The 26,047-nt window shown below is 69.0% G+C and carries 14 protein-coding genes and 2 pseudogenes; 8 read left to right on the top strand and 8 right to left on the bottom strand.

The genetic code is table 11. The annotated features are described in order from the left end of the window. Positions 1-92: 92 nt before the first annotated feature. A pseudogene (locus ACIQ8J_RS31255) lies at positions 93-1,019 on the bottom strand (helicase); the annotation flags it as partial. A 387-nt stretch (positions 1,020-1,406) separates the two neighbouring features. Between ACIQ8J_RS31255 and ACIQ8J_RS31250 the strand changes: the two are divergent. The 4 genes and pseudogenes from ACIQ8J_RS31250 to ACIQ8J_RS31235 all read left to right on the top strand — a co-directional run bounded on the left by ACIQ8J_RS31250 (position 1,407) and on the right by ACIQ8J_RS31235 (position 5,088). Next, positions 1,407-3,188 carry a flavin monoamine oxidase family protein gene (locus ACIQ8J_RS31250; RefSeq protein ID WP_403608019.1) on the top strand — a complete coding sequence of 594 codons (1,782 nt, stop codon included), beginning with the start codon at positions 1,407-1,409 and terminating at the stop codon, positions 3,186-3,188. A gap of 155 nt (positions 3,189-3,343) precedes the next feature. Further along, positions 3,344-4,297, top strand: a pseudogene (locus ACIQ8J_RS31245) (integrase core domain-containing protein); the annotation flags it as partial. Between the two features lie 174 nt (positions 4,298-4,471). Continuing rightward, on the top strand, positions 4,472-4,693 hold the full coding sequence (locus tag ACIQ8J_RS31240; RefSeq protein ID WP_403276217.1) for a hypothetical protein: 222 nt from the start codon (positions 4,472-4,474) through the stop codon (positions 4,691-4,693). After that, positions 4,690-5,088, top strand: a complete 399-nt coding sequence (locus ACIQ8J_RS31235) for a hypothetical protein (RefSeq protein WP_403276215.1) — start codon at positions 4,690-4,692, stop codon at positions 5,086-5,088. Before ACIQ8J_RS31240 ends, ACIQ8J_RS31235 begins: the two co-directional genes overlap by 4 nt. Here ACIQ8J_RS31235 and ACIQ8J_RS31230 read toward each other — a convergent pair. Then, complete coding sequence (locus tag ACIQ8J_RS31230) at positions 5,028-5,327, bottom strand: hypothetical protein (protein WP_403276214.1); 300 nt, start codon at positions 5,325-5,327, stop codon at positions 5,028-5,030. The two genes, ACIQ8J_RS31235 and ACIQ8J_RS31230, sit on opposite strands and share 61 nt — an antisense overlap. Positions 5,328-6,110: 783 nt before the next feature. Here ACIQ8J_RS31230 and ACIQ8J_RS31225 point away from each other — a divergent pair. Continuing rightward, positions 6,111-6,263: a hypothetical protein gene (locus tag ACIQ8J_RS31225; protein WP_403276212.1), complete on the top strand. Its 153-nt coding sequence runs from the start codon at positions 6,111-6,113 to the stop codon at positions 6,261-6,263. Positions 6,264-6,973: 710 nt separating this feature from the next. On the opposite strand, the gene ACIQ8J_RS31220 is transcribed toward ACIQ8J_RS31225, so the two are convergent. From ACIQ8J_RS31220 to ACIQ8J_RS31210, 3 genes are all read right to left on the bottom strand, one after another. After that, positions 6,974-7,837 carry an SAM-dependent methyltransferase gene (locus ACIQ8J_RS31220; protein WP_403276210.1) on the bottom strand — a complete coding sequence of 288 codons (864 nt, stop codon included), beginning with the start codon at positions 7,835-7,837 and terminating at the stop codon, positions 6,974-6,976. A 146-nt stretch (positions 7,838-7,983) separates the two neighbouring features. After that, positions 7,984-9,075 carry a tryptophan dimethylallyltransferase family protein gene (locus ACIQ8J_RS31215; RefSeq protein ID WP_403608021.1) on the bottom strand — a complete coding sequence of 364 codons (1,092 nt, stop codon included), beginning with the start codon at positions 9,073-9,075 and terminating at the stop codon, positions 7,984-7,986. Positions 9,076-9,991: 916 nt separating this feature from the next. Then, positions 9,992-10,840 (bottom strand): SAM-dependent methyltransferase, encoded by an 849-nt coding sequence (locus tag ACIQ8J_RS31210; RefSeq protein WP_403276207.1) that lies wholly within the window; start codon positions 10,838-10,840, stop codon positions 9,992-9,994. Positions 10,841-11,458: 618 nt separating this feature from the next. Between ACIQ8J_RS31210 and ACIQ8J_RS31205 the strand changes: the two genes are divergently transcribed. The 3 genes from ACIQ8J_RS31205 to ACIQ8J_RS31195 all read left to right on the top strand — a co-directional run bounded on the left by ACIQ8J_RS31205 (position 11,459) and on the right by ACIQ8J_RS31195 (position 20,529). Further along, positions 11,459-19,015 carry an amino acid adenylation domain-containing protein gene (locus ACIQ8J_RS31205; RefSeq protein ID WP_403276205.1) on the top strand — a complete coding sequence of 2,519 codons (7,557 nt, stop codon included), beginning with the start codon at positions 11,459-11,461 and terminating at the stop codon, positions 19,013-19,015. 90 nt (positions 19,016-19,105) lie between these two features. Beyond that, positions 19,106-19,336, top strand: a complete 231-nt coding sequence (locus tag ACIQ8J_RS31200; protein ID WP_403276204.1) for an MbtH family protein — start codon at positions 19,106-19,108, stop codon at positions 19,334-19,336. Continuing rightward, positions 19,333-20,529, top strand: a complete 1,197-nt coding sequence (locus ACIQ8J_RS31195; protein ID WP_403276203.1) for a cytochrome P450 — start codon at positions 19,333-19,335, stop codon at positions 20,527-20,529. Before ACIQ8J_RS31200 ends, ACIQ8J_RS31195 begins: the two co-directional genes overlap by 4 nt. A gap of 84 nt (positions 20,530-20,613) precedes the next feature. Here the strand turns inward: ACIQ8J_RS31195 and ACIQ8J_RS31190 are convergent, their stop codons facing one another. The 3 genes from ACIQ8J_RS31190 to ACIQ8J_RS31180 all read right to left on the bottom strand — a co-directional run bounded on the left by ACIQ8J_RS31190 (position 20,614) and on the right by ACIQ8J_RS31180 (position 25,946). Beyond that, positions 20,614-21,630 carry an aldo/keto reductase family protein gene (locus ACIQ8J_RS31190; protein WP_403276201.1) on the bottom strand — a complete coding sequence of 339 codons (1,017 nt, stop codon included), beginning with the start codon at positions 21,628-21,630 and terminating at the stop codon, positions 20,614-20,616. 2,638 nt (positions 21,631-24,268) lie between these two features. Beyond that, positions 24,269-24,865: a hypothetical protein gene (locus ACIQ8J_RS31185; RefSeq protein WP_403276200.1), complete on the bottom strand. Its 597-nt coding sequence runs from the start codon at positions 24,863-24,865 to the stop codon at positions 24,269-24,271. A gap of 778 nt (positions 24,866-25,643) precedes the next feature. Further along, positions 25,644-25,946 (bottom strand): putative quinol monooxygenase, encoded by a 303-nt coding sequence (locus tag ACIQ8J_RS31180; protein ID WP_403276199.1) that lies wholly within the window; start codon positions 25,944-25,946, stop codon positions 25,644-25,646. Positions 25,947-26,047 lie beyond the last annotated feature (101 nt).

Here is a 26,047-nt window from a genome sequence, read left to right as displayed (position 1 = left end):
GGAACGACGAGATGACATCCACGAAGCGTTCCTCGGACTTGCCACCTGCCTCATCACACACCGACACGTCCAACGCCTTTGTTAGGACCTCTTAGCGCCTGGTAGCCCTCCAACCACACGAGTGATTCCGGCCGGTAGACCCAGGTGCGCAAGAACGCAGCGATGGTGGCGGGGTCGCGGGGATGGGAGAAGCGCAGCAGCGCGGACTCGACAGCCGCCTGCGTGTCGCCCTCTTTCTGGCCCTCGCCGTCACCGCCGTCCCCATCGCTGTCGCCGTTGCTGTTGGCGGCGCCGGTGATGTGGCCGTCCGCGTCGCACCTGACGTGCACTCGTCGTTGGTGTGGGCTGCGGGTCAGGGCGTGGGAGGCGAGTTGTTCGACGAGGTGTTCGTCGTGGGAGCGCAGGCCTTGGAGGATGGCGACGCGTGGTGCGTAACTGGCCGAGGCGATCATGTCGTGGGGGTCTTCGCCGGGTTCGAGGAAGACCGGCACGATGATGCGGGCGGTCTTCGTCGTTCCGTTGGGGTTGGGGCGCAGGGCGCGGCCGATGTTCTGGACGATTTCGACCTGGGAGCCGCGGGTGTCGGCGAAGCACACGGCTTCGACGCCGCGCTTGCCGACGATGTCGACGCCCTCGCCCAGGACACGTACGGAGGCGAGGAAGGCGCGGTGCACGCGGTGCCCGCTGGCGTCGATGCCGTTCGCGAACTGACGCAGCACCTCTCGCCGTTCGGCCACGAGGTGGTCGCCGCAGAGCCAGTTTGCCCATACGCGGTCCGGTGGGGCGTGGCGGTCGGCTTCCAGGTCGTAGAGGCGGGCGTCGTTCGATGACTTCGGCAAAGCCCCCGCGGCGGCCAAGGCCTGGCCGGTGGCTTCGGCCGTGTAGAGAGCGGCGGCGGTTTTGGGCAGTTTCTCGGCGAATGCTTCGGCTTCTTCGACGCGTTGGTGGAAGGTCATGACGGTGTGCAGGTTGTGGGCTGCGGCGTGTTCCAGGAGGGCCAGGCGCCGTCCGCGCAGCGCTCCGGTGCCGCCGGTGGCCGGGGGCCGCGTCGGAATGAGGACGGGCTGCCGGGAGCCGAGGATGGGCAAGACCCCTATACGTCTGGTGTTTCGCCTGACGGCACTGGTCGTATCCCTGGCCGCTGGGGTACAGAACGCCGCTCCGACGGCGCGGCCCGTAAAGGACGGCCGGATTTCGGTGTTTGAACGGATCGGGCGGCGGCCGGAGCTAACTCACCTGTCGCGCCTGGGAGTTAACCCATTCGTAGGGACCATCCGTGGACGCCGGGGAGCCGCGGAATCACAACGTAAGTCCTGCCCATCGTTCGAAGCTGTGCTACATCGATATCCGGTCGTCGTTGCCACTCGCGCTGACAGCACTGTCGCCGCTCTTCTAGATTCCCTGTCGTGAAAAATCATTTTCAGAGTCCTGTCGGGCGTCGTGGTTTCATTGGCGCTGCCGCCGCGTTGACCGCTGGGGCCGCGGCCTCGGGGACCTTGCTGGGGACCGCACCGGACGCCCGGGCGGCTGACCGGGTGAGCGATGCCAGCCACGACCTCGCCCGCGAACTCCTGCTGGTGGGCGACGGGGGCGAGGACTTGAAACTCCGTTACCTGAACGTCCTCATCGACCACGGGCTCCCCAGGACAGCCACACCCCGCGACATCCTCGTGGTGGGTGCCGGAATCGCCGGTATGGTCACCGCACTCCTTCTGAAGGAAGCCGGACACCGCGTCACCATCCTGGAAGCCAACGCCAACCGGGCCGGAGGCCGCATCAAGACCTTCCGTGGAGTGTTCTCCGACAAAAGTCTCCACGCGGAGGCGGGGGCCATGCGGCTGCCGGACTTCCACCCACTGGTACTGGCGCTCGCCGACAAACTCGGCATCAAACGCCACCTGTTCTACAACGCGGACGTGGCCCCCGGCGCGCGCGGCACCGGGACCGTTCCACCCGTGGTCCACACGTCCTTCACCGGCCAGCAGTGGACCAACGGCGCGCCCACCAGGTTCACCGCGCCTGCAGCAACGCAGCGCAGCCTCATCCGGGTCAATGGAGTCCAAGTGACCCGCGGCGAGTACGCCAGGTCACCGCAGCAAGTCAACGGCTCCTTCGGAACGTCGGTGCCCACCACCATGTCGCAGACGCTGGACAAGGCATTCGCCCCGGTGACGGTCGCGCAACACGGCACGATCGATGAGCAGGTCGCCGCGTGGGCAAAGGTCATCCACGATTTCGACGACTATTCCGTCCACCGATATCTGGCGGAGTACGCGGGCTGGGACCTGGCCCGGATCGAGGCGGCAGGCACCCTGGAGAACCAGACGTCGCGCCTCCACTACTCCCTGATGAACGCGCTGTTCGACCGGGCCATCATCAACCCGTCGTCCCGCTACTGGGAATTGGAAGGCGGTACGGCCTCACTCACCGACTCTCTCGCCGCCCGCCTGAAAGGAACCATCCGGTACAACCGCCGGATGACCAAGCTGACGCAGACGACGCGGGGAGTGCGGATCGAAACGACGGCCGAGTCCGGTACCGAGGATTCGTGCGACGGCGCTCCCCAGTCGCCCCAGCAGGTGTTCGAAGGCGACTACGCCATCATCACCGCGCCGTTCTCGGCAGTCCGGTTCTGTGAGTTCGAGCCCGCCTTGTCGTACCCGAAGCGCCGGGCCGTCATCGAGCTCCACTACGACTCGGCGACGAAGGTGCTGCTGGAGTTCAAGAATCGGTTCTGGGAGCGAGGCCCGCAGGGCTTCACCGGCGGCGGATGCGTTTCCGACAGCCCGAACCGGTTCACCTACTTTCCTTCTCTGGTGGAGGGATCCAGGGGAGGAGTGGTCCTCGCCTCGTACACGTGGTCTGATGACGCCATGCGGTGGGACTCCCTCACCGAAGGTGAACGGTATGCCTTCGCGCTCGACAACATGGCGAAGATGTTCGGGCCGCAGGTCTACCGGGAATTCACCGGTGTGGGCGCCACGCAGTCATGGGCCAGGGCCCGTTATGCGCTGGGGGAGGCGGTCATCTTCACGCCCGGACAGCTTCACGAGCACCATGCGAGCACCCGCACCGTCGAAGGCCGGGTCCACTTTGCCGGCGAGCACACCAGCCTCAAACCGGCCTGGATCGAAGGAGCGTTGGAGAGCGCCCTACGCGCAAGCCTCGAAGTCCATGGCCGTCGGTGACTTGGCCTGTGGGGTTTTCCCCTGTCCCGCTTCCAGCCGGAAGATCATCACGATCGCCCGCCGTAGACAGCCTGCGGGGCTCGTAAAGTCATCGCTGCAGGTGGGAGTCCGCGCCGCGCGCAAGGCCCCTCCGTGGTGGCTGGGATGCTGCATCGGTGATCATTTCGATGCTGTACCGGGCCACTCGGGCGTTGCTGTCTGTGCCTGCGGTGCTGTTGCGCCGGGACATGACCAAGGGTGTCGAACACGCCGGGGACGCTCCTGGCCTGGCACCGCAGGCTGATGGCCAAGAAGTGGGACTACTCCGACCAACGCCGAGGCACCGGGCGCCCACCCACCGCCGCCGCGCTCAAGAAGCCGGTGCTGCGCCTGGCAGAGGAGAACCCGCAGTGGGGCCACCGGCGGATCCAGGGTGAACTCGCCCGGCTGGGGCACCTGATCGCGCCGTTCACCGTCTGGGAGATCCTGCACGCGGCCGGCATCGGCCCGGCCCCGCGCCGCACGGGCCCGAGCCGGCGCGAATTCCTCACCGCCCAGGCCGAGAGGATCATCGCGGCCGACTTCTTCCACATCGACACGGTCACCGGCAGACGGCTGTACGCGCTGGCGTTCCTCGAACATGGCACCCGCCGTCTCCACATCACCGAAGTCACTGCCCACCCCACCGCACAGTGGGCCACCCAGCAAGCCCGCAAACTCATCGGCGACCTCGGCACTCGCGTCGAGTCGCTCCGCTTCGCTCTCCGCGACCGCGACAGCAAGTACACCGACTGCTTCGACGCCGTCTTCGAAGCCGAGGACATCGAGACGCTGCTCAGTGCTCCCCACGCGCCGCGCATGAATGCCTACTGCGAGCGAGTGATCGGCACGATCCGGCGTGAGGTCCTCGACCACGTCCTGATCATGAATGGAGCCCACGCCCACCAGGTCCTCGCCGAGTATCAGAGCACTACAACCGCCACCGGCCACACCGGTCACGAGACCAACGACCACCCGAAGCCCAGGAACAGCCAGCGGTGTTGCACGACCGCGTGCGCCGCAGGCTCCTGCGTACCCGCGGCCTCGCTTCGAGCCCCACAGGGTGCGAGGCTGGAGCAGGCCGCGGTTGAGCCCGGTCAGCGTTTCTCATCGCTCGCCATCTCGGCCACGGCTGCATTGAGTGGTGGGTTGTATGTGCTCCACGGCTTCTGTAATGGCTCTATAGTGGTGCTATGGCAACGACGACGATTCAGGTTCCGCGGGAGACTCGTGACCATCTGGCCGAGCTGGCACGGGAGCGGGGTGTGAGTCTGGGGCAGCTGGTCGAAGCGCTGGCTGCTGAGCAGCCGACGGCTGCCCAGCGTGCGGAGCGTCTGGCCGCGGACCGCGAGACGGTCCGCGGGATGCTGGGCGTGGAGCTCAGCGATGAGGACTTCGACCAAGCTCCGAACGTGCTGGGCAACATCTACAGGCTGGCGGCCGAGAAGGCCCGCAACACGGGGAACGCCGGGAGCAGCGCGGCGTGATCATCCTCGACACCAGTGCTGTGAAGGCCCTGGCCGCCGGCCACAAGGCCCTGAGTCTGCTGGCCGGGAACATGGCCCGCACCCCCGGGGACCGGCTCAACGTCCCGGCTCTGTGCCTGATGCAGGCCGAAGCCGAAGAAGAGCAGCTCTCCCGCCGGATCCTGGCCCTGTCCTCCGTCGTCGTGGACACCCTCGACACCATCGCCTCGGGGAGCGTCGGAACCATGATCCGCGACGGCTACGGCGGCCCCGACACCTGCCACGCCCTGTACTGCGCACTGCCCAGGGCGGAGTTCACCGGCATGTCGATCCTGCTGACCGATAACGAGGACGCCTACCCGCCCGGCGTCGTCACCGTCGATATTGACTCACCCGGCATGCTCGGCTTCCACTGACACCGGCCCGTGGTGTGCCAGCTGATCACGACGTGATCGATCGGGCCCGCATCGGGCCTTCCCGTTCCAGGTAACACCCCCGCGTCGCGGGTCTCCACCGCGAGCGGCAGTCCGGCCAGCCGCAGCGCCTGGCAGATCCGGTCCACCAGGTACGCGGGCAGCAGCTGCTCCTCGGGGGGCCTGCGCTCCGGGTCGTACTCGTCCGCCTCGATCGGAGGCGTGCTCGTGTCGTCGGCCATGCCGCTCAGCGTGCCCTCAAATCGCCTCTGACAAAGAGGTGTTGCCGCAATCGGGGCAATCGCCCGCTCGTCGGGACGCGTAGACCTTCCTCGGTCTCCGCACCCCGACCTGCGGCGTCTTCACACGGGAGCGCCGGCCTTAGCCAGGGCAGCGAGCGGAGAGCGCCAGCCTTTCTCCACGGCGCGCTGCTCCCTGCGGCGGGTGCGTGCATCCCGAATCTGCCGGATCCCACCCGCGCGGGGCACGGCGCGTGCCGCGCGGCGGCCACAAGCACGCGGCTGTCGGCGCTGCCGTCCATTTCGCGACTGTCTTCGACGAGACGGCGACTGGGTGATCCGGGTGGCGGTCGTCCGCATGCCGGGCCCACTGCGCTCGGTACCGCTTCCAAGTGGCTGGCCTACAGAGTCCGGAACTCCCACTCCGGGACTGCCGGACTTCTGGCTTTCCCGAAAGGCTGGCGTGTGCCTGTGCCCGGCAGGTGCGGCCACCGTGAGCGGGGTTCGGTCCGCGACCGTCTCGCCCGGGGCCGCCGGGGGAGCGACTGTGGCGACTGTGGGGTGGGGGCCCTGGCCGGGCGGGAGGCCGTTGGGGTCGGGGTCTCCGGTGGTGGGGCAGGGTCTGGGGGTGGGTTGATCCTGTCTGCGTCGTCCGGCTCAACCTGCTGGTCGGACAGGGGGAGGCACGGCCTGGCTGCCTGTCCTGCCTGCATGGTGGAACCACGGCCTGGCCCGGATGTTCGGAGCGGCCTGGCGCGGGGCTGTGGCTGGCCGAGGATGGGCGGTATGAAGTGGAACTGTCCCGGGTGCCGGGCCCTGCGCGAGGAAGCGGCCCGGCCGCACGCCGACTTGGTGGATCTCCTTGAGCAGACCGCGCTGCACGAAGCGTCCCCGGAGTGCGGGGAGAAGAAGCCGGCTGCGAGATGGCCGGACCGGTAACTGGCCTGTCTGTACGCAGGTTTGTCGGTACCGCCGTACCAACGAACCTGCGTAGAGACAACCGGCTGGTTGCCGACGTGTCCGGGACGCGCGTTCCGTCGCTGACCATGCTGGTCAGCCACCCGCTCCGGACTCGGTCACTCTAACGGCTTGTATCCCTGTCCATCCCGACAGGTTCGGTGTGGTCCCGTATGGCCCTGTGCAACCGGGTCGGGGGCGTGGAGGGGGCCGGTGGCGTGGTAGGCAGGTGGTGCGCCCGCGGTGTGGGCTGCGGGCGCCCATTGCGCTGTGCCGCCCGATATGCCACCCGGGCGGCACAGTGAATTCCGTCCGGCCGATGCTCTAACGCGCAGGGGCCCGGGGCTGTGTCGTCAGACCCCGGGACCCTTCGTGCGTTTCTCCGCCAGGTCAACGACTCTCCGCAGCTCAGGTCACCCGGTTTCCTACGTCCGGTCCAGCCCGGGCCCGGCGCGCTGAGCGAGCGGGAACCACATCACCGGCTACACCCTCGCGGGCGCCTGACAGCACCCCGGGAGCCACACCATCACCCCGTGCACACCCCAACCACCCACCCAACACCACAAGTTGACAGCGCCCGCCAAGCTCCTGGCGGAAGCGGGCGATCTTGGTCGAGAATGCATCTACCAGGAGCTTCGTCGTTCACGCAGCAGTGTCCAACTGGCGGTCGGCGTCGCTAGGTTGGAAAGCGCTCACTTGCGGAGCAGCAGCAGGAAGAAGCGGATCTTCTCGCGAATCAGCGCACGAACGCGCGGCAGGGCCGCACCCATCTGCCCGGCGAACTCGGGCCCGAACCGTTCGCCCATCTCCTCGCTCCGGTCGTGGAAGACAAGCTCCATCACGTCCATGCTCAAGGCGAGGTTGGCTGTCAGGTCCTTGAGTTCAAGGGTGTGGAAGCCCGCGTCCTCGACCAGACCGAAGAACTCCGGCATGCGCAGAGGGAGATTGCTGGCGAGGACCTGATCGTAGAGGGCGGTATCGGCCTCTGTCGGCTCGGCGGTGAGCACGGCCTCCAAGACCAGGAACTCACCGCCGGGCCGGAGCACGCGCCATGCCTCTTTCAGGGCCTTGGCCCGGTCCATGTGCCCGATACTCTCCACGGCCCAGGCGCCATCGAACGACTCGTCGTCGTAGGGGAGCCGAGTGGCATCGGCGACCTCGAAGGCGAGCCGTTCGGAGCCGGCCGCCAGACGGTTGGCACGGTCGATCTGCTCCTTGCTCACGGAAATACCCGTGACGTATGTCCCGGTCAGCTCTGCCAGCCGGGCGGCCGGGCGGCCCGGACCGCAGCCGATGTCCAGGAAGCGCTGTCCGGGCCGGAGGTGGAGGACGCTGATCAGGTAGTCCGTGTACCGGTCCTGCGCCTCGGAGGACAGGGTGACCAGATCCAAGCTGGCAGGGGGCGGCGCGTCCGGGGGCACCCAGAGGCCGCAGTGCAGGCTGTCGCCGATGGTCTGGTGATAGACGTCACCGAACTGGTCGTACCAGGCGCCGACTTGTTCGGGGGCGATCGGACCGGCCTGCTGGGCAATGGGGCCGGGGCTCTCTTGCGACACATGTCCTCCTGACGGGGAAACGGCACGGCGGCACAGCAGTGAATGTTGTGCCTGGGGAGACCTGCGGGACGGCGTGCGGCGGTGCGGAAACCTCTCGGTCACGCCTGGTGGCCGGCCGGGGTGTGGCGCCCTGCCGGTCACCGCCGTCAGGCCGGGCGGTACGTGCCCGGGGCGAGGTAGACGGCGAAGCGCGGGGCCGAACCGCCGCGGTAGGAGAGGAAGTTCTGGGTCCCCGACTCCGTCAGCGGACCGTCCGTCAGGGCATGGAGAGCGGCCGTGTAGGACGCCGGGTCCACGTTCTCCTCGCGCATGAAGGCCGCCACGCGGTCGTGTGCGGTCGCGTCGTCGCTGTGACCGGGGATGAGCGGCACATAGAGCGTGGCGCTCGGCGCGTTCTGAGCAGAGCTGAAGCCCCAGCAGGTGACGGGGGGCTTCTGCCATCCGGGCTCGCGGTGTCCGGTGACGAGTTTGAGAGCACGGGCGAAGGAACCAGGTATGTGATCGCGGGCGACGGCCGACTGGGCGTCGATGTCGTCGGCTGTCACACCTGTGTGTGCGAGGTAGACCTTGCAGCGGGCCTCTTGGGTGTCGGACAGGTCCAGGGCCAGTGCGGCAGGCTCGTGCGCGATGCCGTGGACGCCGCCCAGGTGGTCGGCGAGGGCGCGCCATGGGCGTTCCATGCCCAGCCGGATCATGGCCTCCTCCGTGCGAGCGACAGCGTACTCGCGGCCGGCGACGGCGGGGTTGAGATAGAGCTTGTAGAGCGGGTGTCCGCCCCGCCGCCAGGCGACCCCGTGGGAGAGCGAGAAGTATCCGCGCGGGTCCCGGTCGATGAAGAGGTCCTCGACGGCGAGATACCGCTCGATCGAGACCCCCGGACGGCCGGCCAGGCTGCGGGTGAAAGCCCTGCCGTCTTCCTGACGGGCCAGAGAAGTACCCGGGTGACTCGGGCTTTCGAACGAAAGGCGCAGCTCGCTCTGGCCATCGGCCCAGGCCAACGAGACTTCGAAAGGCATGCCGTCGATGGCGACCCAGCATGCGCGCTCGGGCGGTTTCCCTGCGGGGAGTTCACCCCAGGCACCGAACAGCTCGCGGACCAGGGCAAGTCGCGACCGCCGTTCGCTCTCGCTCGCACCCAGCACCTCGCTCCCGCGCCGGATCTTGTCGCAAGCGATGTCGGCGTAGCTGTCTGTAGGTTGGTACCTCCGAGACTCGAAGCGCACGGGCCGTCCCACCATCTCGGCGGCAACTCCCGTGTCCGGTGTGAGAGCAGCAGCTTCCATTGACTCTCCCTGCACAACTGGGCACACGCAGCGGGCACAAACGAACGGATCTTCTCACCCGGTGGCCGCGGACATCCGGTACCCGGAGAGATTCATTCGGCTATTGGATATGAAGTACGCGCATTTCAGCCAATGTTCTGAGTGATCCGAAAGCTCCTGGTGCAGGACGAGCGGTGGGCAGCGAACGACCACACTCTGTCGCCAGTGGCGAACACACGGTCGCACCTGCGCTTACCTAGGGTCGTACCGGTCGGCGCGAGGTCGGGCCGAGAACGGCCTGAAGATCCACCTGAGAAGTTTGCGCGGCGGTGTTCCATGAGGAGCTGTTGGGGGGTGACTGCGCCGCAGCGCCCGCGCTGGCAAGCCCGGCACATGCAGACACCTTCGGGCGTTGTGCCGACCGGGAGTTCACTCCAGGGGCGGTCAACTCCCACAGGGGCGCGAGGGTCGAGGAGCGGGTCTCGCCGATGAGGCCGAGGCTCTCGTAGGCACGCCACGCCACACCGGGGCGCAGACAAGCTCCGCATAGCTGCCGGTAGGCGGATACCGCAGGGAGTCGAAGCACATCGGGCGTGAACAGATCTACTGGACGCGGCTGTTGAGGATGGAACCGAGGAACTCTCTTCACACACACCCATCCAGGGTCGCGACTGCAGCAGCGCCGGTGCGCAGAGGCCGGCACACGGCAGGGCGGACGAGCGGGGCGAGCGGCCAGGAAGCCGGACGACCGCAGGCGGGCAGCGGCAGGCCGGCGCGACCGCGAGTGAACAACCGCGGCTGGGCGGCCGCAAAGAGAACTGTCGGGCCAACGGCCGCCGCGGCGGCAAGACAGCTCTTCCGCGAGTGCGGCCACCCCCTCGCCAGTCACCCGCTATCGCGCCGGTCCCAAGGCGACGGCCAGCGCGTACCCGATGCCCCGTTTCGCGGCGAATTGCTCCACGATGGCCCTTGCGTGCCGGAGTGCCTCGCTCGCCGCGTCGGTCTCCGCGACCTCGGGGACCACGGCGTCGGAGAGCCCGGCGAGGACGCACTCGAGAGTCCTGCGGACGCTGTGTTCGGAGACGTCGAGGAGCTCGTGCAGTACGAGCCCGCTGTGGGTGACCAGGCCGGGATAATCGTCCAGCGGGGCGATCGAGGCGATGCCGGTCATCTGAAGGTACGCCGCGAGGCCGGCCTCCTCGGCCTTGGTGAGTCGGGCTCGCTGCACCAGGTTCGCGATGACGAGGCGGCCGCCGGGGCGCAGGATTGTGGCGAGTTGCTTCAGTACGTGCTGCGGATCGGGCATGTGCAACAGCGACTCGAACAGCCACACCGCGTCGAAGGACTCGGGGGCGAAGCGAAGGTCAGCCGCGTCGCCGTGTTCGAACATCACCTGCCTGTCCAGGCCTTCGGCCGCGGCCGCCAGGTTCGCCAGCCGGACCTGTTCACGGCCGATGGTGACGCCGACGACTTCCGCGCCCGTGGAACGGGCAAGTTGGAGGGCCGGGCGGCCGGTGCCGCAGCCGACGTCCAGCACCCGTCGGCCCCTGCGCACCGTGAGCCTGTCGATCATGAAGTCGGTCATTCGCCGGGATGCCTCGGCCATGGAACCGGTGTCGGCGGAGCCATCCCAGTATCCGTAGTGCAGGCTCCCTCCCATGAGGGCGCTCAATAACTCGGTTCCCTCATCGTAGAGTTCTCCGACCACTTCAGCTGTGACTCCGCGCCTGTCGGCAGTCATGGTCCCAGGCCTCCCCTGCAGTGGATCGCCGGTACGTATCTGCATGGTCATCGCGGGCACGGGAGGTGACGCAAGTGCTCATAGGGGCGCGCGAGGAGCACGGAGAGAGTACAGCCGTTGAGCCCCAAGCTCCCGCCCACGCGTACTGACGACGGTGCCCCGCCTGGGGCTTGCGGCCTCCCTGTGCCGCATTGCCGATAGCGAGCGCGATCTTCCCAGCACAGCGCGGAGCACGCCGGAGCTTCGTCAGACATTTCCTACCAACCGCCTCTCGGAGCTGCATTCCGGCCAATCTCCGGGCCTCATATCTGAAGGATGACCTCACGGCTGCGCCCTGCGGTCCGGTGGCGCGGCCGGGGCTCGCGCCCCGGCGGGACCGCCTCCAGAAGCGACCGCACCTGCGGATTGACCACAAGGCCCAACACGACCGATCAGTCAGCTACAAGAACGGCCGAATTGGCCACCGCACCGACCCGCGTCGCAACGTTCTGCGACATGATCGCTACGCATCGTTCGATTACGCATTCACCAGACGACTGAGTGTGCCCTTCCCCTGTGCGGCCGGCCGGCATGCCGGCACCGCCGTGCTCCGGGAAGCCCGCGCAGAGGAGTTGACGCGTGTCCGCACAGCACCACTCCCTCCCACCCCGGCCCTCGGCCGATGCTCCGCGCTCCGACGTCCCCCTCGGACGTCCCGGCCCGTCCGACGCCACCGCGTCGCCCGCGACGCTCCCGGAAGCCTTCGTGCGACAGGCTGAGCTGTCTCCCGATGCGACCGCACTGATCTGCGGCGCCGAGGAGGACACGGCCATGACGTACCGGGAACTCGACGCCCGTTCCGACCGCCTGGCCCGGCGCCTTGCGACGGAGGGGGTGGGTCCGGGTTCCACGGTGGCGGTCCTGATGGAACGCTCGGCCGAGCTCGTGGTGTCTCTGCTCGCCATCGTCAAGTCCGGCGGCTGCTATGTGCCGTTGGACTCACGGCAACCCGCATCGCGGCTGCAGTGGATGGTCGAGCAGACCGGATCCCGGTTGATCCTGACGGACAGCCCCCGTCCCCAGGCGGAGTTCGGCGCCGGGCCACGGGTCCTGCCGCTGCCTCTCGGCACATCGGACGGTGACGAGGGCCCGGCATCCCCTGGCATCCCTGCCGAACCGCGGCAGCTCGCCTACCTGATGTTCACCTCCGGCTCCACCGGTATGCCCAAGGGCGTGGCGGTGACCCATGAGAACGTCGTGGGTCTGGCCCGGGACCAGGCCTGGCGCGGCGGTGCCCACGAGCGGGTCCTGCTGCACTCGCCACACGCCTTCGACGCGTCCACCTACGAACTGTGGGTGCCGCTGCTGTGCGGCGGGACGGTCGTGATCGCGCCTCCGGGCGAACTGGACGCCCGGGGCATCGCCTCGGCGGTCTCGGACGCGGGGATCACCGGGTTGTGGGTGACCGCCGGGCTGTTCTCCGTACTGGCGGAGGAGGACCCGCAGTGCTTCCGCGGCGCGCGCGAGGTGTGGACCGGCGGCGACGCCGTCTCACCCGCAGCCGTCCGGCGGGTCCTGCGGGCCTGTCCGGGCACGGCGGTCGTCAACGGCTACGGGCCGACCGAGACGACGACGTTTGCCACCTGCCACCGGGTAGCCGACGCCGGTGCCCCGGGCACCGTGGTTCCCATCGGAGCCGCCATGTCGGGCATGCGCACCGAGGTCCTCGACCGGCAGTTGCGCCCGGTGCCGCCGAGTGAGGTCGGCGAACTGTACGTCGGCGGCTCGGGCCTGGCCCGTGGTTACTGGAATCGCCCGGCTCTGACCGCCGAGCGGTTCGTCGCCGACCCGCTGGGACAGCCCGGCGCCCGGCTCTTCCGCACCGGTGACCTGGTGCGCCGCGGGACGGACGGTCTGCTGGAGTTCGTGGGCCGCAGCGACGACCAGGTGAAGATCCGCGGTTTCCGTGTCGAGCCCGGCGAGGCGGAAGCCGTCCTCTCGGAGCACCCGGGGGTCGCCCAGGCCGCGGTCGTGACCAGGGAGGACCGGCCCGGACACAAACGGCTCGTCGGCTATGTCGTCCCCGCTGATGAGACCGGGCCCGAGCAGGGCACCGCGCACGCGGACGCGGTGAGCGAGTGGCGGGCTATCTACGACTCGCTCTACAGCGATGTCGCGCGGACGCCCTTCGGCGAGGACTTCTCCGGCTGGCACAGCAGCTATGACGGGCAGCCCATCCCGCCGGAGCAGATGCGGGAGTGGCGCGACGCGACCGTGGAGCGGATCCGCGAACTGAACCCACGTCGAGTCCTGGAGATCGGAGTGGGCACCGGCCTTCTGATGTCCCAGCTGGCTCAGCGGTGCGAGACCTACTGGGGAACGGACCTGTCAGGTCAAGCCATCGAGGCACTGACCCAACTGGTGCGCCGAGATGCCTCGCTCGCGGACCGGGTCGAACTGAGCACCCGAGCGGCCGACGACATCAGCGGCCTGCCCGTCGGCTTCTTCGACACTGTCGTCATCAACTCCGTCACCCAGTACTTCCCCGACGCCCACTACCTCATGGACGTCCTGGCCAAGGCCGTCGAGCTGCTCGTCCCCGGTGGGTCCGTCTTCGTCGGGGACGTACGCAACCTGCGCCTCCTTCGCACCTTTCACACCGATGTCCAGCTGCGCCGCCCGGACCTGCCGTCGAGCCCTGGCGCGCTCCGCGCGGCCGTCGATCACGGCATGGTCCGGGAGAAGGAGCTCCTGGTCGACCCGGCATTCTTCACCGAACTGGCGGCTGCTGTCCCCGGCATCGGCGGCAGCGAGGTTCGGGTGAAGCGGGGACGGTACGTCAACGAGCTGACCCGCTATCGCTACGATGCCGTCCTGCGTAAGGCCGCGGGCGGAGCCGATCCCGTTCTTCCCGTGGAAGAGCTGCGGTGGGGCCGGGACGTCTCGGACCTGGAATCGCTGGCCGACCGCCTCGATGCCGGACGGCCTGCCGACATCCGGGTGACAGGGATGCCCGACAGCCGGATCGCACCCGTCACCGCGGCGTTGCGGGCACTGGACGGTGAGGGCGGCACGGGCCGGATCCGCTCCCTGGGCGGTCAGGACGACGCCGAGACCCTCGTCCTTGAGCACGTGCACGAGCTTGCCGCCGGGTTGGGGCTTCGGGCCTCCGTCATCTGGTCCGCCACTGCTGATGACACCCTGGACGTCGTGGTGACCCGCCGCCCGCCCGGCGCACCCGGCGGCGGTGCCCCAACACCGGCCGGTACGGCGCCGGCCTCGCTGGTCAACGCCCCCGCGACCGTCCGCGACACCGGTGCCCTGGTCTCTTCGGTCCGCGCCTTCCTGCGTGAGCGGTTGCCCGAGTACCTGGTCCCGGCCGCCACGGTGGTCCTTGAGGCCCTGCCACTGACGCCGCACGGCAAGGTGGACCGGCGCCGCCTTCCTGAGCCCGACATCCGCTCCGCCGAGGACGGACGGCAGCCCCGCGACCCTCTCGAAGAGCTGCTGTGCGGGCTGTTCGCCGACATCCTGGGCGTGTCCAGGGTCACCATCGACGACAGCTTCTTCGCGCTAGGGGGGCACTCCCTGTCGGCCACCCGCCTCAGCTCCCGGCTGCGGTCGGCGCTCGGCCTGGAGCTGCCGGTGCGCAGCGTCTTCGAAGCTCCGACCGTCGCCGGTCTGGCCGAGGCCGTGCGTCAGGCATCGGCGGGGGACCGGCCCCCGCTCCTGCCCAGGGAGCGCCCCGATGAGATACCGCTGTCCTTCGCGCAGCGCCGCCTGTGGTTCCTCGACCGGCTCCAGGGGCGGGGCGCCACGTACAACGTCCCGCTCGTCCTTGAGTTGGAGGGCGAGGTGGACCGGGCAGCTCTCGAAGCCGCCCTTGCCGATGTGACGGAGCGCCACGAGAGCCTGCGGACGGTCTTTCCCGAAACAGCCGGCGTGCCCCGGCAGCTCGTCCTGGACGGCGCGGCCGCACGGCCGCCGCTGGACAGCAGCATGGTGGCGCCTGCGGAACTCGACGCGGCGGTGGCCGCGGCGGTGCGCCGCCCGTTCGACCTGGGGAACGAAATCCCCGTCCGGGCTCATCTGTTCACCACGGCCCCGGGCCGCCACGTCCTGGCGCTGACCGTCCACCACATCGCCTGTGACGGATGGTCGCTGGCACCATTGTGGCAGGACCTCGCCACCGCCTACGCCGCGCGCCGTTCCGGTGAAGTCCCCGACGCGGAGTCCCTGCCGGTCCAGTACACGGACTACACCCTGTGGCAGCGGCAGCTCCTGGGCAACGAGGACGACCCCGGCAGTCCGGCCGCCCGCCAGATCGCCTACTGGACCGGTGCCCTGACCGGGCTGCCCGAGCGCACTGAACTCCCCCTGGACCGGCCCCGGCCGCAGACCGCCTCCCACCGCGGCGACACCCTGCACTTCACCGTGGACGCCGATCTGCACCGGCGGATCGTGAACGTGGCAGGGCGGTGCGGGGCGAGCCCGTTCATGGTGGTGCACGCCACGCTCGCCACCTTGCTGACCAAACTGGGCGGGGGCCACGACATCGCGATCGGTACCCCGGTCGCGGGCCGCACGGACCATGCCCTGGACGGTCTTGTGGGGTTCTTCGTCAACACCCTGGTGCTGCGCACCGACACCTCGGGGAATCCCGCCTTCCGAGATCTCCTTGCCCGGGTACGGGAGACCGACCTGGCCGCGTACGCCCATCAGGACATCCCGTTCGAGCGACTGGTGGACGCCCTCGCCCCGGCGCGCGGGATGGCCCACCACCCCCTGTTCCAGGTGATGCTCGCCCTCCAGAACGCTCCACAGGGTGTGCCGGAGCTGCCGGGCCTGACCGTCGGGGAGCGCGCGGTGAGCACCGGTGCCTGCCGGTTCGACCTCTCGCTGAGCCTGCGGGAGCGCCAGGGCGCCGACCAGCGCCCGCAGGGCATGGACGGGGTGGCTGAGTACAGCACCGACCTGTTCGACCGGGACAGCGTCGAGCGGCTCATCCACCGGTTCCTGCGTTTCCTCGACGCGGTCACCACCGACCCCGGGCAGCGGATCGGCACGCTGGACGTGGTCCTCCCCGACGAGCGGGAAAGACTCCTTGCGCAGAGCCGCGACAGTCTGCGGGACATACCGCGACTGCCCCTGCCCGATCTGTTCGAGGCGCAGGTCAAGCGGACGCCCGAGGCAACGGCGCTGCTCTTCGACGACGGCGTGGGACCCGCGCGGAAGATGACCTACCGTCAGCTGAACACCCGGGCGAACCGGCTCGCCCGGTATCTCGTCGGCTGCGGCATCGGCCCCGAGCGGTACGTGGCCATAGCACTGCCCCGTACGGCCGACTCGGTCATCGCCACCCTCGCCGTACTGAAGGCGGGAGGCGCGTATCTGCCGCTGGACGCGAACTACCCCGCGGCACGGCTCCGGTTCATGCTCGGGGACGTCCGTCCGGCGCTGCTGCTTACCGACTCCGGCACCTCGCTACCCCTGACGGATGTTCCCAGCACCCCTGGCACGCGCCGCGTTGTCCTGGACCGGACCGAGACCCGGCACGCCATCGGCCTGTGCCGGGAGACGGACGTCACCGACGGCGAGCGGGTGCGCCCGCTGACGGACACGAGCCCCGCGTACGCCATCTACACCTCCGGGTCCACCGGCCACCCCAAGGGCGTCGTGGTGACCCACTCCGGCTTCTCCGGGGTCGTCGAGGCGCAGCTGCGGCGGTTCGGGGTAACGGCGTCGAGCCGGATCCTCCAGTTCGCCTCCCACAGCTTCGACGGGGCCGTGTGGGAACTGTGCGGCGGACTGCTGACCGGGGCCACGCTGGTGATGGCACCGGCGGAACTCACCGCGCCCGGGCCCAATCTGGCCGCCCTGGTCGAGCGGCACGCCGTCACCCACGCGACGCTGCCCCCGGCCGCGCTGACCGTGATGGAGCCCGCTCAGCTGGCCTCCCTGTCCTCACTGATCGTCTCGGGCGAGGCGTCGTCCGGTGACACGGTCCGGCGCTGGTCGGCCGGACGCCGTTTCATCAACGGCTACGGACCGACCGAGACAACCGTGTGTGCCACGCTCAGCTCCCCTCTCTCCGGCGGCGGTACGCCTCCGATCGGCACCCCCACCGTGGGCGCCAGCACCTACGTCCTCGACCGCGACCTGCGTCTGGTGCCGCCCGGGATCCCCGGCGAGTTGCACGTCTCCGGGGCCGGTCTTGCCCGCGGCTATCTGCACCGGCCGGGGCTGACGGCTGACCGGTTCGTGGCCGATCCCTTTGGCGCCCCCGGCTCCCGGATGTACCGCACCGGCGACATCGTTCGCTGGAACAACGACCGGGAACTGGAGTACATAGGCCGCGCCGACGGTCAGGTCAAGATACGGGGGTTCCGGATCGAGCCGGGCGAGGTCGAGGCCGTCCTGAGCGCCCACCCGGACGTGGCGCAGGCCGTGGTCGTCCCCCGCAAGGACAGCCGCGGCGCCGTCTGCCTCGCCGGATACGCCGTGCCCGCCGGACACTCGGCGGACCTGAACGGGCTTGAGCTGCGGTCCCATCTGGCCCGTCTGTTGCCCGACTACATGCTCCCTGCCTCGGTGACGGTCCTTGACGCGCTGCCGGTCGCCGCAACGGGCAAGGTGGACCGGGCCGCGCTCCCGGCGCCGGACCTCGGGACGCTGTCGACGGGCCGGGCGCCGCGCAATCCGCGCGAGCGCATCCTGTGCGAGCTGTACGCCGAGGTTCTGGACGTCCCGCAGGTCACCATCGACGACAGTTTCTTCGCCCTGGGCGGGCACTCCCTGCTCGTGACCCGGGTGATCAGCGGGATCCGCCGCCGCCTCGGGGTGGAACTACCCGTCCGTACCCTCTTCGAACGGCAGTCAGTGGCCACGCTGTTGGAGGCCGTCGACGGGGTGAACACGTCGGCGGACCCGGATGTGGCAGACACTTCCGCACACGGTCCGGTCCCGGCCGACCTCGTGGCTGAGGCTGTGCTCGACCCGCGGATCACCGTCGAGCCCCGACGGGACCGGCCGTCCGGCGACGTGACGGACCACGAGAACATCCTGCTGACGGGCGCGACGGGCTTCCTCGGTTCCTTCCTCCTGAACGAACTCCTCGACCGTACGAGTGCCGACATCCACTGTCTGGTCCGCGCGGACGACACCGAGCAGGCAGCCGCGCGCATCCGGCGGAGTTTGGTGGAGTACGGGCTGTGGAACGAGTTCACCCGTGGCCGGATCGTGCCCGTGCCCGGCGATCTTGAAAAGCCCTTGCTCGGCCTCTCCCCGGAGCGATTCGACGCCCTGGCCGCCCTGACCGACGTCGTCTATCACAATGGCGCGCGGGTCAACGCGGTTGAACCGTATGCCCGGTTGAGGGCGGCCAATGTGTCCGGCACCCAGGAGGTGCTGCGCCTCGCGGCCCGCTCGGTTCCGGCCCCGGTCCACTACATCTCGACGGCCGCGGTGTCCGTGAGCACCGACGAGGACTTCGAGAGCCTCGGCCCCGTGCCCGAGTCCCACCGGGTACGGCCGGAGTCCGTCATGCCCAACGGCTACACGGCCAGCAAGTGGGTGGCGGAGCAGCTCGTGTGGGAGGCGGCCGAGCGGGGGCTCCCAGTGAGTGTGTACCGGTTCGGCCGGGTGAGCGGACACACCGCCAGCGGGGCCGGTTCCAGCAGGGACGTGCTCTGGCAGCTCGTACGGGCCATGCTCGTCATCGGGGCCGCGCCGCGCCCGGCCGGTCAGGACGACCCGCCGCCCGTGGTCGACCTGATTCCCGTGGACCACGCCGCGGCCGCCCTCGTCCAGCTCTCCCGTCGCCCGGGCAGCCTCGGTCTGGCGCACCACCTCACGTGCCCCGAACCCGTCCCCTTCGACACGGTCCTCAGCCATCTGCGGGCGTACGGCTACCACTTGGACACCATGGACCTCGACGACTGGACCCGGGCCCTGCGCCGGCAGGCGGACGCCGAGGCAGACCGGGCGAGAGGCGCGGGACTCCTCGACGCGGCCGTGCTGCTTACCGACACCCTGCCCGCGCTCTCCCGCCTGGGGCAGATCCGTCTCGACCGGACCAACACCCTGACCGGCCTCGCGGACTCGGGACCCGCGTTCCCGGCCCTGGACGGCGCGCTCATCCGTACGTACGCCGATTACTTCGTCGCATCCGGCTTCTTCCCGCCGCCCGCTCGCTGAGCACACCGTCACGCGGCCGGGGCCTGGCCTGGGCACAGCCACGCCATCACCTCATCCACTCAACCAATCACCCACGGAAAGGCACACATCATGAGCAACCCCTGGGACGACACCGAGGGCATCTTCTCGGTGCTGGTCAACGACGAGGGACAGCACTCCTTATGGCCGTCCTTCACCACTGCGCCCGCGGGGTGGACCGCGGTCCACGGCCCCGCCTCCCACCAGGAGTGCCTCACGTACGTCGAGGAGAACTGGACCGACATGCGGCCCAAGAGCCTCGTCGAACACTACAACCGGTTCTCGGAGGTGCAGTCCGCATGAGCGAGCAGCAGTCACCCCGCAGTTACCCCTTCAGTGAAGCGGTCGCCCTGGACATCGATCCGCTGTACGGAAAACTGCGCCAGGAAGAACCCGTCCCCCGGGTCGGCTGCCCTTTCGGTGAAGACGCCTGGCTGGTCACCAAGCACGCAGACATGAAAACGATCCTCGGGGATCCCCGGTTCAGCCGTGCGATGGCAGCGGAGCACGACGAGTCCCGCCTCACCCCGCTGCCCATCCACACCAGCATCCTGGGCATGGACTCGCCCGACCACACCCGGCTGCGCCGGCTCCTGGCCAAGGTCTTCACCATGCGCCGTGTCGAGCTGCTGCGTCCCCGGATCGAAGGGGAGGCACACCGGCTGATCGACGGACTCGTGGCCCAGGGGCCACCAGGCGATCTCATGGAAGGGTTCGCGGTGCCCTTCGCCGGCACGGTCGTCTGCGACCTGCTCGGCGTCCCGTTCGAGGACCGCGAGCAGTTCCGCGGCTGGCTGGACGCCTTCTCCGCCACGACCGTGATGACGGAGGAGGAGATCGAGGCGGACACCGAGCGGCTGCACGGATACATCGCGCAGCTGATGGTCAGCCGCCGTGCGCAGCCGCAGGACGACCTGATCAGTGCCATGGTCAAGGCCAGCGACGAGGAGGACAAACTCTCCGAGAAGGAACTGGTGGAGCTGGCGAGCGTCCTGCTGATCGCTGGGCACGAGACAGTCTCGTCGCAGCTCATCGACTCGCTCTACGTCCTGTTCACCCACCCCGAGCAGCTGGATCTGCTCAAGCGTCGGCCCGAGCTGATGCCGAGGGCGATCGAGGAGCTGCTGCGTTATGTGCCCCTCATCTCCCATGTCACCTTCGCGCGCTACGCCACCGAGGACGTCGAACTGAGCGGAACGCTGGTCCGTGCGGGCGAGTCCGTGCTTCCTGCCATTCCCTCGGCCAACCGCGATGAATCGGTGTTCGAGAACGCGGACCTTTTCGACCCCACCCGGGAGCACAATCCCCATCTGGGATTCGGGTACGGAATCCACCGCTGCCTGGGTGCGCCGCTGGCCCGTCTTGAAATGCAGGTGGCGCTGGAGGCGCTGTTGACGCGGCTGCCCGACATGGGGTGCGCCGTTCCCTTGGATTCACTGGAATGGAAGGACGGCATGCAGGTACGGAGCCTGCTGAGGTTGCCGATCGCCTGGTGAATTCCCGGTAGATCCACAGGACTTGGTGAAGGGCCTCCCCGCGGACGTGTCGTACGTCCGCGGGGAGGCCCTTTGTCCGGACCGTCAGGCGAGCCGCCAGCCGGGGGACGGGGGACTCATCGCGACCGTGGCCACGGGGTCGCGATGGGCCACTGGGCCGAGCACGGTATCGATCCGGGCCATGACCTCGTCGTCCAGTCTGATTCCGGCCGCCTTGACGTTGTCGGTGATCTGCTCCGGCCGGGACGCGCCGAGCACGGCGGCACAGACATTGGGGTTTTGGAGCACCCAGGCGAGCGAGAGTTGAGCGACCGTCAGGCCGCCGTCGGCGGCGATCGGCCAGAGCTGCTGCACACGACTGAGGACATCGTCCTTCAACCAGGCGGCCAGTTCAGCCGAGCCGTCGTTCGAGTCCGTCGCCCGGGAGCCCTCCGGCCACTTCCCGCCCGGCAGGTACTTGCCGGTCAGCACGCCTTGGGCCAGTGGCGACCACACGATCTGTCCGACACCGAGCTCATCGCAGGCCGGGATCACCTCGGCCTCGGGCACCCGCCACAGGGCCGAATACTGCGGCTGGTTGGACACCAGGGGGACCTTGAGCTCCCGGGCGAGAGCGTGCCCGCGCCTGATCTGGTCCGCGGTCCACTCGGAGACACCGATGTAGTGCGCCTTGCCGGAGTGCACCACGTCGGCCAGCGCTTCCATGGTCTCCTCGAGCGGGGTCGAGAGGTCGAACCGGTGGGCCTGGTAGACATCCACGTGGTCCGTGCCGAGGCGGCGCAGGGAATGGCCGATCGAATCCTGAATGTGCTTGCGCGAGAGCCCCATGTCGTTGCGGCTGGGCCCTACAGGCGCGAAGACCTTGGTGAGAATCTCCAGGCTCTCCCGGCGCTCACCCTTCAGTGCCCGGCCGAGGGATTCCTCCGCGTGACCGTCCGCATAGACGTCCGCGGTGTCAAAGGTGGTGACTCCGGCGTCAAGTGCGGCCCGCACACAGGCGAGCTCCGTCTCTTCACTTCTCGATGAACTCCGGGTCAGCCAGTTGCCGTACGCAATCTGACTGACAATTAAACCACTGCGTCCCAGATGACGAAAGTCCATGACCCCAAATTATCAACGGACTCGGGATCTATCTGGCGAATGCGCAATTGGCTACGGGTGAGATCGTCGGGACGCCGGAACCGGTGCATATTCCGCAGCCCGACGGGGAGCCCCTCAGCGCCGAGGCGAACCGGCTGGAAACACTCACATCACTCTGTCCCGCATCGCCTCACCCCCGTAAGGCGCCAGCTGGCCCGTGGTCACCGACCACCACCCCGGAGACGTTGCCAACTTGGCAGGGTCGGAGTGTAGTTGGGCTGGTTAAGGCCGTGATCGGTCCTGGGGCGTGCCCTGTTCAGACGGTCTGGGGCAAGACGGTGATACCGGGGGCGCGGTGAGCAGGTGGCGGCGGGGTCTGAAGGAGGGGAGATGCTGCTGAAGGCGGCCAGGATCTCTGCGCTGAGCCGACGGACCGGAAGCCTTTGGGTGTAGCTCTCCTTGAGTGAGATCACCTTGGTGGGTTGTTGCTGCCGGGGATTGTTTGCCGGATCGTCGTGTCCAGGGTTCGGGGCTCGGAGGCGGCGATGGTGTCGTGGTTGGAGGAACTGGAGCGGCGGGAGGCTGCCTCGCGGGATCGGATCGCTGAACTGCTTGGACAGAGCGAGGAGTTGACGGTGCGGGGCTCGTAAAGTCATCGCTGCAGGGGGGAGCCCGCGCCGCGGAGTCGCCGTCGACCATGGCTTCGGCATCCGTCTCGTCGATACCGGCCTGGCGTAGGAACTCGGTAAAGCGGTCGGAGTGCGCGAGGCCGATGTCGTGGCCGTGGACGGTGCCGTGCCGGCCGCCGGTTTTACGGGGCTGGTGCACGGTGATCGTCGCTTCGGTCATGTTCCCAGCGTGATCCGGGTGCCGGTGGTCCGCATGCCGGGCCCACTGTGCTCGGTATCGCTCCCGGGTGGCTGGCCTGCAGAGTCCGGAACTCCCGGACTCCGGTACTTGCAGACTCCGGGACTGCCGGGCTTTCGGCTTTCCCGGAAAGCCAGGGTGTGCCGGTGCCTGGCAGGTGCGGCCACCGTGAGCGGGGTTCGGTCCGCGACTGCTGCGGGCGCGTGTGGGGCGAGGTGGTCGGGGAGCGACTGTGGGGTGGGGTCCCTGGCCGGGCGGGAGGCCGTTGGGGTCGGGGTCCCCGGTGGCGGGGCAGGGTCTGGGGGTGGGCAGGTCCTGCCTGCGTCGTCGGGATCAACCCGGTGGTCGGACACGGGGACACGGCCGGGCTGCCTGTCCTACCTGCATGGTGGAACCGTGGCCTGGCCCGGATGGTCGTAGCGGCCCGGCCCGGCGCGGGGGTGCGGCTGGCCGAGGACGGGCGGTATGAAGAAGAACTGTCCGGGGTGTCAGGCTCTGCGCGAGGAAGCGGCCCGGCCGCACGCCGACTTGGTGGATCTCCTTGAGCAGACCGCGCTGCCTGAGGTGTCCCCGGAGTGTGGGGAGAGGAAGCCGGCTGCGAGACGGCCGGAGCGGTGACTGGCCTGTCTGTACGCAGGTTTGTTGGTATCGCCGTGCCAACGGACCTGCGTAGAGACGACCGGCCGGTTGCCGAGGTGTCCGGGACGCGCGTTCCGTCGCTGACCATGCTGGTCAGCCATCCGCTCCGGACTCGGTCACTTTAACGGCTTAGATCCCTGTCGATCCCGACAGGTTCGGTGTGGTCCCGTATGGCGCTGTACGGACGGGTTCGGGCGGTGGGTGGGGGTGGTGGCGTGGTAGGCAGGGTGGGTGTGCTCGTGGCTTGCTGATACGCAGGGCTGGGTGCGCTACCCGCCCGCCCTGCAGTGCCGCACCGTGAGCGGGGCGGGCGCCCGCCCCGCCCGGTGTGCCGACTGGGCGGGCCGCGCGGCGCATTCCGTCCGGCCGGTGCCCGGATGTGCACGGGTCCCGGGGCTGTGTCGTCAGGCCCCGGGGCCCTTCGTGCGTTTCTCCGCCAGGTCAACGACAGTCCGCAGCCCAGGTCACCCGGCTTCCTACGTCCGGTCCAGCCCGGGCTCGGCGCGCTGCGCGCGCAGCGCGCGCTGCTCACCGCTCAACCGGTCGCGGCGGCTCTTCTGGTTGGTGACCCGCACCCCGGGCCGTACGTCGTGGTCGTGTCCGTCGGTGGTGGTCTGTTTGGTGCGGATGCGGGACGGCGGTTGGGACGTGGATGGGCCCGGAGGGTTCTCGCGACCGCCGTGACAGCGACTGCGATCGAGTCGGGTCGCTGTTCCCTCCGGGCCCGCCCTCATGCTGCCCGGGGTCTCCCGAGCCGCGCGGGCTGGTAGGGGAGTTCACCCCGCCGGGTGAGGCTTGATGCCGCGCGGGCCGGGCAGCGGTTTCCGTCCGGCTGGTCCTCGGACTTGCAAGGGTCCCGGGGCGTCGGCCTGCTCCGGGACCCTGTCACTTCACCTGATCGTCTGGTCAACGACCGCCCGTCATTCTGGTCGCCATGCCCAGTTATGTCCAGTACATCCCGAGTTCGGCGAGTTGCGCGAGCTGCTCCCCGCTCAGCTTGTCGCGGCGGGTTTCTGGTGGGAGACCCGTACCCCCAGGCGTACGTCGTGGTCCTGGCCGTCGATGACGGTCTGTTGGGTGTGCCGGCGCGGGACGACGGTGTGTTGCTCGCGCCGGACGCTACGTGCTGTACAGGGGGGCGGTCGATGGGATGTCAGAGGAGCTTCTGCGGGGCCTGGTACTGGTTGACGGGTGCGACGTTGCAGGCGGTCTTGGGGCTGCCGAGGGCGTGTCCGCCGATGCCTTCGCCTTCGGGCAGCGGTACCGCGCAGCGGAGGTCGACGTTCACGAGTGAGGCGCCGTAGGTGTTGAGGATGCCGCCCGCCTCGCCGCCGATGACGGTGTTGCCGTTGCTGGTGGCGAAGTCTGTGGCCCCGCTGCCGCTGCTGGCACCGCCAGCGCCGGTGCTGGTGCCCGTGCCGGTGAGGTCGCCGACGGTGGTGCCAGTGAGGTTGCCGACGGTGCCAACGGTGCTGGTGGCGTTGCCGGTGAGGCTGCTCACGGCGTTGGTGGGGTTGCCGCTGCTGCCAGTGAGGCTGCCGACGGTGCTGTTGGCGGTGCCGCAGCTGCAGCCGGTGCCGGTGCCGCTGGTGGTGGGGCCCTTGGCCTGTGTGGTGGTGAGGATGTTCTGGAGTGTGTTGGCGGGGGTTTTGGCGGCGGCGGGGGGTGCGGTGTTGGCCGAGGCGGGTGCGGCGATGGCCATGGTTGCGGCGGTGGCGAAGGCCGCTCCGGCGAGGATCTGCTTGATCACGGTTGTGCTCCCGTTCGGTGGATTGGTAAGGGGTGGCAGGCCTGCTCTGGGGAAGCCTGCTGCCTCTTTGGAACGAGGAACGTGCACATTACGTCACCTATCGCCCTCATTTGGGCCAGTATTCACCTCGCTGGCCTGCTGATGGCCGGCCACCCGCCACAGCCGCCCGCCCAGGACTTTTCCCGAGGGCTCGGAGCCTGGTGTGGAAGGCGTCTGCACGCAGCCGTTGACAGCCATCGGTGGTTGTTGCTCTGGCCATGGGCAACCGTCCGGTGATCCAGTTTCCGGTTGACGGGAGGAGGCGCGGCCAGCCGCTGGCGGGTCCGGGCTGCGCCTCCTTGCGGCACCTGGGTCTGTCTGGCAGATACGGAGCCGGGGGGCCGGGCAGCAGCCGGAAGCCGGCGTGCCCTGCAGCGTCTCTGCGTGCCGGGGCCGGGCGGGAGGCCGGGCTGTGGGTGGTGGGGGCTGGTGTGCCCGCTGTCCGCCGTGGGCCTCCGGGCCGCCGGTGGACCTGCAGAAGCGGACGTTGTGACCGTCGAGGCCGGCGGCATGGATGCGCATGTCCGGTGCCCGGGCCCGGCTGGCGGGGTGTTGAGTGTGCCAGGTCCCGCGGCTGGTTAGGCCTCGGGACCCTCGGGCACTCTCCATCGTGATCAAGCCCCGGGTTCAACGACGCTCCGCAGCCCCGGTCACCTCGCTTCCCCCGCCCAGCCCATTCCGATTGGGGTGCAGCTCGTTCTGGGGGAGGGCCGGGATCGGTACTCCCCGTTTCATGCGCTCAGGCCAGGGGTTCAGCGACGAGCTGGATGACCTCTGCGGGCCCCGCTCGGAACGCCGGGCTGGCTGCGTCGGCTTCGATCATGTGCGGGGAGGCGTCGTGTGCGGCAAGCGCCTCCTTCGACGCCCAGCGCTCGATGAGAACGAAGCGGTCCGAAGTGCCGCTTACCTGGTGCATGTCGTACTGCAGGCATCCCGGTTCGGCTCGCACGATCGGTGCGAGACGCTCGAATGCGGTGATCTGCTCCTGGCCGCGGGCCGGAAGAGTGGTGATCAGGAAGACGAGTTGTATCGGATGCGACATGCGCCAGAGCCTACTTACTGCCGTGGCCAGGCACGTCCGCTGGGTAGGCGGTCACTCAGAACGAGCCACACCCAAACTCGATCCTGCCGGACAGGCCTGTC

Origin of the sequence: Streptomyces sp. NPDC094147 (assembly GCF_044764265.1) — a bacterium.
GTDB lineage: Bacteria > Actinomycetota > Actinomycetes > Streptomycetales > Streptomycetaceae > Streptomyces.
The sequence above is the reverse complement of the archived record's forward strand: the minus strand, read 5'-3'. Positions and strand labels throughout refer to the sequence as shown.

What these genes read in the sequence shown, in the direction of transcription:
- ACIQ8J_RS31200 (WP_403276204.1), top strand. Translation starts at nt 19,106, where the DNA reads ATGAGCAACCCCTGGGACGACACCGAGGGCATCTTCTCGGTGCTGGTC.
- ACIQ8J_RS31230 (WP_403276214.1), bottom strand. Translation starts at nt 5,327, where the DNA reads ATGGCCGACGACACGAGCACGCCTCCGATCGAGGCGGACGAGTACGAC.
- ACIQ8J_RS31195 (WP_403276203.1), top strand. Translation starts at nt 19,333, where the DNA reads ATGAGCGAGCAGCAGTCACCCCGCAGTTACCCCTTCAGTGAAGCGGTC.
- ACIQ8J_RS31215 (WP_403608021.1), bottom strand. Translation starts at nt 9,075, where the DNA reads ATGGTGGGACGGCCCGTGCGCTTCGAGTCTCGGAGGTACCAACCTACA.
- ACIQ8J_RS31190 (WP_403276201.1), bottom strand. Translation starts at nt 21,630, where the DNA reads ATGGACTTTCGTCATCTGGGACGCAGTGGTTTAATTGTCAGTCAGATT.
- ACIQ8J_RS31210 (WP_403276207.1), bottom strand. Translation starts at nt 10,840, where the DNA reads ATGACTGCCGACAGGCGCGGAGTCACAGCTGAAGTGGTCGGAGAACTC.
- ACIQ8J_RS31180 (WP_403276199.1), bottom strand. Translation starts at nt 25,946, where the DNA reads ATGTCGCATCCGATACAACTCGTCTTCCTGATCACCACTCTTCCGGCC.
- ACIQ8J_RS31225 (WP_403276212.1), top strand. Translation starts at nt 6,111, where the DNA reads ATGAAGTGGAACTGTCCCGGGTGCCGGGCCCTGCGCGAGGAAGCGGCC.